Origin of the sequence: Ruegeria arenilitoris, from assembly GCF_013031355.1 — a bacterium.
GTDB lineage: Bacteria > Pseudomonadota > Alphaproteobacteria > Rhodobacterales > Rhodobacteraceae > Ruegeria > Ruegeria arenilitoris_C.
In genome coordinates this window covers 215,110-227,148 of record NZ_WPZO01000002.1, presented here as the reverse complement: position 1 = coordinate 227,148, position 12,039 = coordinate 215,110, and the positions used below count along the sequence as shown (strand labels likewise).

General features: G+C 60.3%; 13 protein-coding genes. 7 read left to right on the top strand and 6 right to left on the bottom strand.

All coding sequences use genetic code 11. The features are described from left to right. Positions 1 to 85 precede the first annotated feature (85 nt). On the top strand, positions 86 to 544 hold the full coding sequence (locus GOX63_RS06720) for an NUDIX hydrolase (RefSeq protein ID WP_170326831.1): 459 nt from the start codon (positions 86 to 88) through the stop codon (positions 542 to 544). A gap of 91 nt (positions 545 to 635) precedes the next feature. Continuing rightward, complete coding sequence (locus GOX63_RS06715) at positions 636 to 2,114, top strand: inorganic phosphate transporter (protein WP_170326832.1); 1,479 nt, start codon at positions 636 to 638, stop codon at positions 2,112 to 2,114. Positions 2,115 to 2,120: 6 nt separating this feature from the next. Here GOX63_RS06715 and GOX63_RS06710 read toward each other — a convergent pair whose 3' ends face one another. The 3 genes from GOX63_RS06710 to GOX63_RS06700 form a co-directional block, all read right to left on the bottom strand. Then, complete coding sequence (locus GOX63_RS06710) at positions 2,121 to 3,095, bottom strand: 2-dehydropantoate 2-reductase (protein WP_170545216.1); 975 nt, start codon at positions 3,093 to 3,095, stop codon at positions 2,121 to 2,123. 66 nt (positions 3,096 to 3,161) lie between these two features. After that, a complete protein-coding gene (locus tag GOX63_RS06705; RefSeq protein ID WP_170326834.1) occupies positions 3,162 to 4,124 on the bottom strand; it encodes a pirin family protein in 963 nt (320 codons plus the stop codon). Between the two features lie 113 nt (positions 4,125 to 4,237). After that, positions 4,238 to 5,068, bottom strand: a complete 831-nt coding sequence (locus tag GOX63_RS06700; protein WP_170326835.1) for a phytanoyl-CoA dioxygenase family protein — start codon at positions 5,066 to 5,068, stop codon at positions 4,238 to 4,240. A gap of 180 nt (positions 5,069 to 5,248) precedes the next feature. Here GOX63_RS06700 and GOX63_RS06695 point away from each other — a divergent pair, with 180 nt between their 5' ends. Both GOX63_RS06695 and GOX63_RS06690 read left to right on the top strand, forming a co-directional pair. After that, the gene (locus tag GOX63_RS06695; protein ID WP_170545213.1) at positions 5,249 to 5,737 is read left to right on the top strand and encodes a twin-arginine translocation pathway signal; all 489 of its coding nucleotides are present in this window, start codon (positions 5,249 to 5,251) and stop codon (positions 5,735 to 5,737) included. A 6-nt stretch (positions 5,738 to 5,743) separates the two neighbouring features. Continuing rightward, complete coding sequence (locus GOX63_RS06690; RefSeq protein WP_170545210.1) at positions 5,744 to 6,340, top strand: ferric reductase-like transmembrane domain-containing protein; 597 nt, start codon at positions 5,744 to 5,746, stop codon at positions 6,338 to 6,340. On the opposite strand, the gene argF is transcribed toward GOX63_RS06690, so the two are convergent. Both argF and GOX63_RS06680 read right to left on the bottom strand, forming a co-directional pair. Then, a complete protein-coding gene (gene argF, locus GOX63_RS06685) occupies positions 6,337 to 7,263 on the bottom strand; it encodes an ornithine carbamoyltransferase (protein WP_170545207.1) in 927 nt (308 codons plus the stop codon). The two genes, GOX63_RS06690 and argF, sit on opposite strands and share 4 nt — an antisense overlap. 73 nt (positions 7,264 to 7,336) lie before the next feature. Then, positions 7,337 to 8,524 carry an aspartate aminotransferase family protein gene (locus tag GOX63_RS06680; protein ID WP_170545203.1) on the bottom strand — a complete coding sequence of 396 codons (1,188 nt, stop codon included), beginning with the start codon at positions 8,522 to 8,524 and terminating at the stop codon, positions 7,337 to 7,339. Between the two features lie 293 nt (positions 8,525 to 8,817). Between GOX63_RS06680 and GOX63_RS06675 the strand changes: the two genes are divergently transcribed. Then, positions 8,818 to 9,708: a DMT family transporter gene (locus tag GOX63_RS06675; RefSeq protein WP_170326840.1), complete on the top strand. Its 891-nt coding sequence runs from the start codon at positions 8,818 to 8,820 to the stop codon at positions 9,706 to 9,708. Here GOX63_RS06675 and GOX63_RS06670 read toward each other — a convergent pair. After that, positions 9,690 to 10,493, bottom strand: coding sequence for an ABC transporter permease (locus GOX63_RS06670; protein WP_170326841.1), 804 nt, complete (start codon positions 10,491 to 10,493; stop codon positions 9,690 to 9,692). The two genes, GOX63_RS06675 and GOX63_RS06670, sit on opposite strands and share 19 nt — an antisense overlap. Before the next feature lie 125 nt (positions 10,494 to 10,618). Between GOX63_RS06670 and GOX63_RS06665 the strand changes: the two genes are divergently transcribed. Continuing rightward, entirely contained in the window at positions 10,619 to 11,194 is a 576-nt protein-coding gene (locus tag GOX63_RS06665; RefSeq protein ID WP_170326842.1) for a GcrA family cell cycle regulator, read from the top strand. A gap of 223 nt (positions 11,195 to 11,417) precedes the next feature. Then, positions 11,418 to 12,035, top strand: a complete 618-nt coding sequence (locus GOX63_RS06660) for a hypothetical protein (RefSeq protein ID WP_170326843.1) — start codon at positions 11,418 to 11,420, stop codon at positions 12,033 to 12,035. Positions 12,036 to 12,039 lie beyond the last annotated feature (4 nt).

Genomic DNA, 12,039 nt, shown 5'->3' with positions numbered 1-12,039 from the left:
AGTGCACAAAGGCTCATTGAAGATGCAGCTTATTGTTGTTATATCACTGCGGCTCGACGTTAACGCGCGAACAAAAGACTAGCTTATGACAAAATGGTTGCGAAACATCTGGGAGGAGGTCGCTCGACCCATTTTTCTGCGCCCCCGGCGGGTGCAGTTCGCAGCACTGTGCACACGACAAACCAATACGGGGCCCGAGGTTCTGCTGATCACCAGCCGCGATACCGGGCGCTGGATCATCCCCAAGGGCTGGCCGATTGATGGCAAGGACGGCGCCGAAACCGCCCTGCAGGAGGCTTGGGAAGAGGCAGGCGTGCATGCGCCCGACCCCGGCAAAGAGCCGATTGGCCACTTTACTTATGATAAAATCCTGAAAGACGGCACGGCCCTGCCAGTACTGACCAGTGTTTACCGGGTCGAGGTTCAAGATCTCGTGGACGACTTTCCCGAAGCGGGCACGCGCAAACGGGTCTGGGTATCACCTGCGACGGCGGCCGAACGCGTCAACGAGCCGGAATTGCGCGACATACTGCTCCAACTGTAACAGTTTCGCGAAGATTTGATGACAAAGCGGTTGCCCATGCGGGTGAATCCGTCTAGCCGCGTGTGTCAAATTAAGTAAGCCGCAAAATCCCATGTCGAACATGACTACAAAAACCCGTTGGCAGGCGCTGGACAGCGACCTGCACCGCATCTCGCGTGTCGAAAACGCAAATGTCCACGTGGCGCGCCCGATGCTGGCGCCCGGCATTGCGCTGGCCTTTATTGCGCTGGCCGGTCTGTCGGCTGCAGTGTTTTTCGGACAGGCCGATGGCGGGTTGATCGTTGTCGCGGCAGCGGTTTTTGGGGCCTATATGGCAGTGAATATCGGCGCCAACGATGTGGCCAACAACATGGGTCCGGCGGTTGGTGCCAATGCTCTGACCATGGGCGGCGCGATCCTCATTGCGGCCATCGCCGAAAGCGCGGGCGCGTTGTTGGCGGGTGGGGATGTAGTCTCGACCATTTCCAAGGGAATCATCGACCCGGCCTCGGTTCAGAACAGCAATGTGTTTATCTGGGCGATGATGGCCGCTCTGATTTCATCAGCCATGTGGGTCAACCTCGCCACCTGGGTCGGCGCACCGGTTTCGACGACGCACTCGGTCGTGGGTGGTGTTATGGGCGCAGGCATCGCAGCAGCGGGTCTGAGCGCGGTCAGCTGGGGCACGATGAGCGCCATCGCCGCAAGCTGGGTAATCTCACCGGTTCTGGGCGGAGTGATCGCGGCGGGCTTTTTGGCGCTGATCAAAGCCAAGATCCAGTATCAGGACGACAAGATTGCTGCCGCGCGCCGTTGGGTTCCGATCCTTGTGGCCGTTATGGCAGCCGCGTTTGCGACCTATCTGTCCGTCAAAGGCCTGAAACGGATCGTGAAAATCGAGCTTGAAATGGCCCTGCTGATCGGCCTGGCCTCGGGCCTGCTGGTCTGGTCGGTGACGGTGCCCTGGGTGCGGCGCAAATCCGAAGGGTTGGAAAACCGCACGAAATCTCTGAAAACGCTGTTTGGCTTGCCTCTGGTGATCTCGGCGACGTTCCTCAGCTTCGCGCACGGCGCCAATGATGTGGCCAACGCGGTTGGCCCCTTGGCGGCGATCGTACACACGGCGGAATTCGGCGATTTCGCCTCGAAAGTGGCGATCCCGAGTTGGGTGATGGTAATTGGCGCATTCGGGATTTCGTTCGGTCTGTTCCTGTTCGGCCCCAAACTGATCCGGATGGTGGGCAGCCAGATCACCAAGCTGAACCCTATGCGCGCCTTCTGTGTGGCGCTGTCGGCGGCGATTACCGTGATCGTGGCCAGCTGGCTGGGTCTGCCGGTCAGCTCGACCCATATCGCCGTGGGTGCGGTGTTCGGAGTTGGTTTCTATCGCGAATGGCACTCGGATCGCCGCTGGAAGCAGACGAACCGTCAGCGCCCCGCCGAACAGCGACTGGCCCGCGAAGAACACCAGCGCCGCAAGCTGGTGCGTCGTTCGCATTTCATGACCATCGTGGCGGCTTGGGTTATCACCGTTCCTGCGGCTGCGGCCATGTCAGCGGCGATTTTCGTGTTCCTGACTGCCTTTATCTGACCGCAACTAAGACTTGATCTGATCCGGTGACAGAGCGGTTTCGGGCGCTTGTTCAATCAGCGCCCGCACTTTGGTACAGATCGGGGTTGCCACTCCAGACTGCGTGCCCAGGCGGATGATCTCGCCTTGCAGACTGTCAATTTCGGTAGGACGCCCCGCCATCAGATCATAGGCCATCGAAGTCCGCGCGCTGGGGTCGATAGTCAGCATTCGTGCCGCGATGCGGGTAAAGACCGGCGTCGGCAGGCGCAGGATATGCGGCGTCATCCACGCAGGCAGGGGCGTGGTCGAGGCCACCGGGTGACCCGCTGCCTTAAGAACCGCCAGAGCTTCGGTCATCTGATCCGCCATCAACCGCCGCCAATTGCGATCCAGAAGTTGCTCTTTCAGCGTCAGACCGGACAGCGCGTTCAGCGCGTTGTTGAGGTTGATCACCAGCTTACCCCATTGCACGGCGTCGATGTCGTCGCTTTCGATCACCGGCAGATCGGGGCTGCTAAGCCTTTGACCCAGAGCACCGGGGCCGCTTTGGATGACAATTTCGCCCGAGGTCGCCCGATGAAAACACGCCGGTTCGGTCGGCACCACGTTAAACGGTACCATACCGGCGCGCACGTCGTGATCCGGCAGGGTCTCACGCAGGGTGCGGGCGTTGTCCATACCGTTCTGCCAGGACAGGACCAAGGCGGATGTTGGCGAGTATTTCGCAATCCGGTCGGCGATCTCCTCCGTTGCGCCGGTTTTAACCGTCACGATCACGGCTTCCGCGGTGGTCAGACAACTTGCATCCTGGGTCAGGGTCAAATCCCGCGCGGCCACATGACGATTCAGGCCCGAGAAATCCGTGACCGTCAGCCCCTTGTCGCGGATCGGGTCCAGAATGCGCGGTCGGCCCAGCAGGGTCACGTCGAGGCCTGCATGGACCAGCAGCCCCCCGCAATAGCACCCGATACTGCCTGCGCCTGCGATCACGATCTTCATGGTACGCCTCCCCGGCGCAAAGGATCGCCGGGATCAGAGCCACGGGCAAGGCCCCCTGACGTGTGGTCAGCGCGCCAATCGTGGCCGGGTGCGCTCAAGCTCTTCCGAGATCGGAATGAACTCCTCATCGTCCCCCGGTGGCAGGTGGAACGCGCCATTCGCCCAGTCGGCGGTTTTCCATTCACGGGTGGCACTCTCGATCTTGTCCTTCGAAGACGACACGAAGTTCCACCAGATATAACGATCCTCGTTCAGCGTCGCGCCACCCAGCAGCATCAGCCGCGCGCCCATCGGCCCAGCTTTGACCGACAGGCGGTCGCCCGGGCGGAACACCATCATGCGGCCTTCCTCGAACCTGTCACCTGCAATCTCGACCGAGCCCTGCGTGACGTAAACGCCCCGGTCCTCGTGATCGTCTGGCAGGGGAAACGCGGCGCCCGGATCAAGCTGTACGTCCAGATAGAAAGTTTCGGACAGCATCGTGACCGGGCTGGTTTCCCCATAGGCCGAACCGAGGATCAGACGCGCGCTGACCCCATTGTCCTGAATATGCGGCAGCGCGGCTTGTTTGTGATGCTCGAAATCGGGGGCCATATCCTCATGCGCCTCGGGCAGGGCGATCCAGGTCTGGATGCCGAACAGGCTGTGTCTCTTGCCCCGTGTTTCTTCACTGGTGCGCTCGGAATGCGTGACACCGCGCCCCGCGACCATCCAGTTGACCTCGCCCGGGTAAATCATCTGATGCGTGCCAAGACTGTCGCGATGTTCGAACTCGCCCTGATACAGGTAGGTAACGGTGCCCAGGCCGATATGCGGATGCGGGCGGACGTCGATGCCGCCATCGGTGATAAACTCGGCCGGCCCCATCTGATCAAAAAAGATGAACGGCCCCACAAGTTGACGTTTGATAGAAGGCAGCGCGCGGCGCACTTCGAACCCGCCCAGATCGCGGGCGCGTGGGATGATCAAAGTTTCAAGTGCCGCGTTTTCCGACAGGCATTCGGGGTTGTGGGTCGGGTTCCAACTCATTCCAGCTCTCCTGCGATCAGAGGATTAGGGTTCACAAATGAAGGATATAGAGCGCTTTTCGACAAGAAAACTTGCAATATTGCACAGTCAGGGTGCAGGTGTTTTTGCGACAGCTACGGCCACAGCCGGGGGAAAAACGGCCCGTCGATGCGATCCCCTTCGCTGTAGCCCGCCGCCTCGAACTGTGCGCGCTCGTCTTTTGCCCAATCGCCGCGATACCGGATGATCCCGTCTGGTGCCGTCATCCGCAGGGTAAAGCGCCGGACTGTTTCTGTTGGCGTGACCGAGGACAACCCTCCATGCAGCGTGCGCATGTCGAAAAAGATGCAATCGCCCAACTGCATGTCCCATTGCAGCAGATCATAGGCATCCGGGTTGGCGTTGATATCGGGCGGCGGATGATAGGTCAGGCCTGCAACCTCGGTCGGTTCGTAACTGGGATGACCGTCTGCAAACCGGACCCGCATGAACAGCTTGTCCCACAGGTGCGAGCCTTTGACGAAAGCGATACCGTTCTCCTTAGTCACCGGCTCCAGCGGCAGCCAAAGGACGCACATCGTGCCTTCGAAATCGAAATAGGACAGGTCCTGATGGAACGGAGGGCGTGAGGTCGATCCGGCCTCGCGCAAAAACCAATTGTCCATGACAAGGTTGATCGACGGTGCGCCCAACAGTTGCCCTGCCAGCGCGGCGCAGGGGGAATTGCGCACAAAATCGGTGAATTGAGGGATTTTGTTCCAGGCCCAGTAATCCTCGAAATAGGCCGGGGCGCTGGGGTCTTTCGTATGGCGGGTGAAGTTGTCGGTTGGGGCGGCAAGGTCTGCATCGATCCCCGCGCGCAGCAGCGACAGCCACTTGTCCGAGAACTGCGAGCGCAGGACGACGGCTCCGTCGCACCTGAAGGCGGCGATTTCGTCAGGTGACACCGTTTGCATCTTGTCCATCGGGCAGCCTTTCGGATCGGTGCCGCAAGGATGGCACCCAAATTCACGCAGGGTCAAAGAAATTCGCACGCGGCGATCACAGGGCCGTGAAACCCGCCTCGGAAAAGGCGCGAACCGTGCTATCTTTGCGTCGTGGCGCGTCCCGGTCCCATTGGATGACACCTTGCAGGAGGTCCCGACATGACGAATACACGCTTTTCCCGTCGTTCCCTGATCGCCCTCGGCGGTGCCGTTCTGGCGACCGGTGCCACCGGCCTGCTGCTGCCTGCGCGTGCGGCGGGGCTGGCCCCGACACCGTCCATGCGCGGTGGGTCCAACAACTATCGCCCCGGTGCACCCATCGTTGATCGGATCGGTGGTGGCGGGTTCTGGATGACGGGCACGGTGCGCCGCGCAGGTGACGGAGCCCCCCTGCCCGGCCAGCGCATCCAGATCTGGGCTCACACGACCGAAGGCCACGAACGCGACCCGCAGAGCCACGGCGCAACGCTGACCAATGCGAATGGGGAGTTTCGGCTTGAGATGCCGCAGATCGTACCCGCCTTCGGCCAACCACATGGCCATCTGGCCTATGACAGCGGAGACTTCGAGACAGTGTTCCTGCGACCGATCATGGCGAATTCAAAGGACAAGACCCTCTCCGCGCATTTCGTTCTGCAGCCCCTCTGACCCTTCGTGACACGTGCCCTGCTGATCTGGACGGTTCTGACCCTCGTTCTGGCAGTGCCGCTGATCGCAGCGGCGAACAGCCCGCTTCTGGCGTGGCGTGATCCGATCTACATTATCGCGGGGTTTGCGGGCGTGGTCGGTATGGGATTGCTGTTGCTGCAGCCCCTTCTGGCCGGTCGGTACCTGCCCGGACTTTCACCGCTGATCAGCCGCCGATGGCATCAATGGGTTGGCATCGCATTGGTTGCCAGTATTCTAATTCATGTCGGCGGCCTGTGGATAACCAGCCCGCCGGATGTGGTGGACGCTTTGCTGTTCGTCTCACCCACCCCGTTTTCCGCCTGGGGCGTCATCGCGATGTGGGCGGCATTTGCAGCAGCCTTTCTGCGCATCTACCGGCAACGCATGCGTCTTCGGTTCCGGGTTTGGAGGCTGGGTCACACGGCCCTGGCCGCTTTAACCATCATCGGCAGCGTCGTTCACGCGATGCTGATTGAAGGCACGATGGAGATCATGACCAAAACCGCCCTTTGTGCGCTGGTCTTGTTGGCGAGCGCCCGGACGCTCGCCAAACTGCGTGTTTGGGATGTGCGCAGGCGTTAAACGCCCAGACACCAGCGCATCACGGCCTTCTGCGCGTGCAGGCGGTTCTCGGCCTCGTCAAAGATTACCGAGTTTGGGCCGTCCATGACCTCGGACGTTGCCTCTTCCTCGCGGTGCGCGGGCAGGCAGTGCATGAACAGCGCGTCAGGCTTGGCGTGCGACATCAGCTCGGTGTTCACCTGATATGGACGCAGCAGATTGTGGCGGCGTTCCTTGGCCGACTGGGAATCGTGCATCGAAACCCAAGTGTCCGCAACCACCAGATCGGCGCCTTCTACGGCTTTGAACGGGTCCCGCTCGACCACGATTTTCGAGCCCTTCTGACGGGCAAAACCCATGAACTCTTCCTCGGGGTCAAACTGCGCAGGGCCGGTGAAGGTCAGATCAAACCCGAACTGACCCGCCGCGTGCAGGAACGAGGCACAGACATTGTTGCCGTCGCCGGTCCAGACAACCTTTTTGCCTGCGATGGGGCCGCGATGTTCCTCGAACGTCAGCACATCGGCCATGATCTGGCAGGGATGAGTGCGGTCGGTCAGGCCGTTGATCACCGGCACGTCGGAATATTCGGCCATCTCGGTCAGGATCGTTTCATCAAACGTCCGGATCATGATCATGTCGACATAGCGCGACAGAACACGCGCGGTGTCGGCGATTGTCTCGCCATGGCCCAACTGCATGTCCTTGCCCGACAGCACCATGGTCTGCCCGCCCATCTGGCGAACGCCCACATCAAAGGACACACGGGTCCGGGTCGAGGGTTTTTCGAAGATCAGCGCGACCATGCGATCCTTGAGCGGCTGGTCATCATCCGGCGCAGCTTTCGGACGGCCCAGCCGGGCCTGCTTCATTTCACCGGCCTGATTGATCATCGCCCGCAGATCGTCTGCGTCAGTTTTGTGGATGTCGAGAAAATGGTTCATTTCGTTTCGCTTTTGGCTGTCGGTTGGTGGGTCTAGCCCCCATACAACCGGAGTATTTGGGAAAAGATGAAGTTCAGGCGGTCGCAAGTTTGCCTTCGACCTGCGCGGCGGCCTTGTCGAGGCGGATCATGGCCTGCGCGATGTCATCCTCGGTCAGGGTCAGCGGTGGCAGCAGGCGGATCACGTTGTCGGCAGCGGGAACGGCGATGACCTCGTTGTCATAGCCCGCAGTCACCACGTCCGTGTTGGTTGCCTTGCATTTGATGCCCAGCATCAGGCCAGAGCCCCGGACCTCTTCGAACACCTCCGGGTGATCAGCGACCAGACCTTCCAGCTTTTGCCGCAGCAGACCGGCCTTGCGGTTCACACCTTCCAGAAAGGCGGGTGTGGCGACCTGATCGATCACCGCGCAACCGACGGCACAGCCCAGCGGGTTGCCGCCATAGGTCGAGCCATGGGTGCCTGCCGTCATGCCGCTGGCGGCGTCTTCGGTGGCCAGCACTGCGCCCAGAGGGAAGCCCCCACCGATGCCTTTGGCGACCATCATGATGTCCGGGGTAATCCCCGCCCATTCATGTGCGAACAGCTTGCCGGTCCGGCCGACACCGCATTGCACCTCGTCCAGGATCAGCAGCAGGCCGTTTTCGTCGCAGATCTGGCGCAGGGCCTTCATCTCAGCATCTGGTACCGGGCGGATACCACCTTCGCCTTGCACCGGCTCGATCAGGATCGCGGCCGTCTTGTCGGTGATGGCATTGGTGACGCCGTCGAGGTCTCCGAACGTGACATGCACAAATCCCGGCAGCAACGGACCGAAACCCTTGGTCATCTTCTCGGACCCGGCCGCCGCGATACCGGCTGAGGACCGACCGTGGAACGAGCCGCTGAAAGTAATGATTTCAACCTTTTCGGGCAGGTCTTTGTCATAGAAATACTTGCGGGCCATCTTCACGGCCAGTTCGCAGGACTCGGTGCCTGAATTGGTGAAGAACACCGTGTCGGCAAAGGTATGCTCGACCAGCTTGTCGGCCAACGCCTGCTGTTGCGGGATGTTGTACAGGTTCGACACATGCCACAGCGCGTGCGCCTGTTCCGTCAGCGCATTAACCAGTGCAGGATGCGCGTGGCCCAGTGCGTTCACCGCGATCCCGGCGCCGAGGTCCAGAAAACGTCGGCCGTCCGCCTCGGTCAGCCAAGCGCCTTCGCCCTTCACAAAGGTCAGGGGCGCACGATTATAGGTCGGCAGAACGGACGGGATCATCGGATCATCCTTTTCGATATGTTGAGCCCCGTGAGTGATACACGAAGGCAGGGTTCGTCAACAGATTTGGTGGAGTTTGCGCGGATTTACAGCGCGCAATGGATCAAACGGGCCGATTACGCGGCAATGCGTCGGCGTCGGAGTCGCAGGATATGTGCGTGTTTGATCATGTCGCGCCGTATAGCGGGACGCAGGCAGTCTGAAAACCCAGAAAATCGCGGCACCCTAAATTTCACCCTGAGACGTGAGTTTCCTGCTTGCTATTTCCCAGATGCTGGCCCACCGCTAGGGGCATGACACCCGTGCGCCAGAACCCTGCCCTTGCGGCCTTGCTGATCGTGGCCGCCAGCGCATTTATCGCGAGCACAACGCTGCTGGCCAAAGCGTTGGGCACGGATACGCTGGGCCCGGCGCTGCATCCTATGCAGATCAGCCACGGACGGTTTCTGTTCGCCTTTCTGGTGATCGTAAGCGTGGTTGGCGTTCTGCGCCCAAAACTGCGCCGCCCGCATTGGGGGCTGCATATCGGGCGGACCAGTTTCGGGTGGGTCGGGATCACGCTGATGTTCGCCTCAGTCGCGTTCATCCCGATTGCGGATGCCACGGCAATCTCCTTCCTGAACCCGGTCTTCGCAATGGTGCTGGCCGTCCCGTTGCTGAAAGAGGGTGTAGGTCCATGGCGCTGGCTGGCCGCCGCCGTCGCCCTAACCGGAGCACTTATCCTACTGCGACCGACGCCTGCCAGTTTTCAGCCCGCGGCCTTGCTTGCGCTGTCAGCAGCGGTGGTGATTGGGATGGAACTGATCTTCATCAAGAAACTCTCGGGCCGGGAAATCCCGATCCAGATTCTACTGATCAACAATGCGATGGGGCTGACGATTGCCTCGGTCGCGGTCAGCTTTGTCTTTCAGATGCCAACCGCCGCGCAATGGGCCGCATTGGCGGGTATTGGCGTGCTGATGGCCTGTGCGCAGGCCTGCTTCGTCAACGGCATGGCCCGCGCAGACGCATCATTTGTGGCTCCGATCAGCTATGCCACGCTGATTTTCGCCGCCTTCTATGACTTTGCGGTTTTTGGCGTAATCCCGGATGCGATCAGCCAGATCGGCTCGGCCATCATCCTGACAGGCGGGCTAATCCTTGTCTGGCGCGAAACGCGGCAACGTCAGGCCTTGAGCCGATAACCCGTCCGCAGCATCTGCCAGGTGATCGCACCAACCACCAGCGTCGCACCGGAGCAGACGACCATCCCCAACCACGGAGAGCTGTCCGACACGCCGATCATCCCATAGCGCAACCCGTCAATCAGGTAGAACACCGGGTTAAGGTGGCTCAGGCGGTTCAGAACAGGCGGCAGTGCCTCGACCGAGTAGAACGTGCCCGACAGGAAGGCCAGCGGCGTGACGATGAAGTTCGTGATCGCAGCCATCTGGTCGAATTTATTGGCGAAGATACCGGCGAACAGGCCCAGCGCGCCCATGAACGCACCTCCGAGGATCACGAAGATCAGGGTAATCAACAGGTTTTGCGGCGCGATGGACAGGAACACCAGAAACGCGGCCGCAACGACAAAGGCGATCAGAACGCCGCGAATGACGCCCCCTGCCAGATAACCCAGCAGGATTTCCAGCGGCGACAGCGGCGGCATCAGAGTGTCCACGATGTTGCCCTGAACCTTGGCGATGATGATTGAGGACGAGGTATTGGCAAACGCATTCTGGATCACCGTCATCATCATGATGCCCGGCGCCAGAAAGATCAAAAACGGAACCCCCATCACGTCGGACCGCCCTGGACCAATGGCGATGGTGAAGATCAGTAGGAACAATCCCGCCGTCACCAATGGCGCCAGCAGGGTCTGCGTCCAGACCGCCAGAAACCGAAGGGTTTCGCGTTTGGCCAGCGTGTAGAGGCCCATCCAGTTGACCGCCCCAAACCGGCGCGCGTCCTGATCCATAAGATTCTGCATGTCTGCCCCATAGCTGATTCGAAGACCGCTTGTAACTCGGCCCGCAGTGATTAAAATAGGGGGCTGAGACGAATTCCCAAGGCGGCCCGAATCCGGGGCCGCTTTCCGCTTTTGAAAGGCAACCGATGTCCTGGACTGACGAGCGCGTAGAACTTCTGAAGAAAATGTGGGGCGAGGGCCAGTCTGCCAGCCAGATCGCCAAGGAACTGGGCGGCGTGACCCGCAACGCCGTGATCGGCAAAGTGCACCGTCTGGGCCTGTCGAACCGCGCAACCGGTGCTGCCCCGGCCAAGGCCGAGCCCAAGGAAAAACCGGCCCCCGCGCCCAAGGCCGAGGCCAAGCCGAAACCCGCACCCAAAACCGAACCGGCGCGCCCGGCCCCTGCCCCGGCAGCCGAAGCGAAACCTGCGGTGCCCGCCCGCCGCCAGATCATCCCGGCAGGCCAGCCGCTGCCGCCGCAGCCTTCGGCCAACGAGATCAGCCCCGAGGCGCTGGCCAAGGTCAACGAGATTGAGAAGAAGGCGAAGAAGCTGACGCTGATGGAATTGACCGAAAAGACCTGCAAGTGGCCCGTGGGCGACCCCGCGACCGAGGATTTCTGGTTCTGCGGCCTGCCCGTAGAAGCCGGTAAGCCCTATTGCGAGGCGCATGTCGGCGTAGCCTTCCAGCCCATGAGCTCGCGCCGCGACCGCCGCCGGTAAGCTTGATCTAACAAATAGGCTGGCCGCTCGCCCAATGGCGGGCGGTCAATCCTAACACTCCGCTTTCTTTACAAGAGTTTTTCAGATTCAGTTCAGATTGAATCCCAAATACCTTTTCTGCGGGTACGCTGCCCTGATCTTTTTGGCCTATTTCCAGCCTTTGGATCGAACTGTCGTAGAGCCGAACTATTCCTTCGGAACTTTCGAATTTTGGATGCAGGCCATGTATCTTGTGGTCTGGATTGCGCCTGCGGTGCCTTTGATCCTCTCAGCCATGACCCTCACGGGTTTGCGCGGGATTCCCACATTTCTCGCCCATACCCTTTTCGCCGTCACACTTCTTTTTGGAGTTTTCTTCACAATAGCCTCTGGCGTACTTTCTCTGTTTTCCACCACTCAACTGCTCCATGGTTTTAGCCTAACAATGGCGTTGGGGTTCGGGTTCCTCATCTGGTCGGAGCAAGATGGAAAAGTACGCCCATCACGTTTTGCAAAGCTTGGAATGGCGGTGTCGGTTATCCCAGCGCTGTGGTCTTTGCTGACCGTTCCGATGATCCTTATTCAAACACGTGTGATCGCGGGTGGTTCACCCTATTGCATCGCCGAACATGCAGAAAACTCTCCGATCGAAACCCTGCACCAGCTGCGTGGGTTTTCATTCTACACAGCAGAGACCGGCTACAAATCGACTTCCGAATGGTACTTTCACGGTCTGCTGATTGTCGATGATACCGCCGAAGAACGTATCTACAATTGGTCCCCGAGACGATGGCGCTTCGATCTGGTCGAGCGTCCGGATGCACTGATCAAACAAGTCACAAACCTCTGCGTCCCAAGCTGACCTT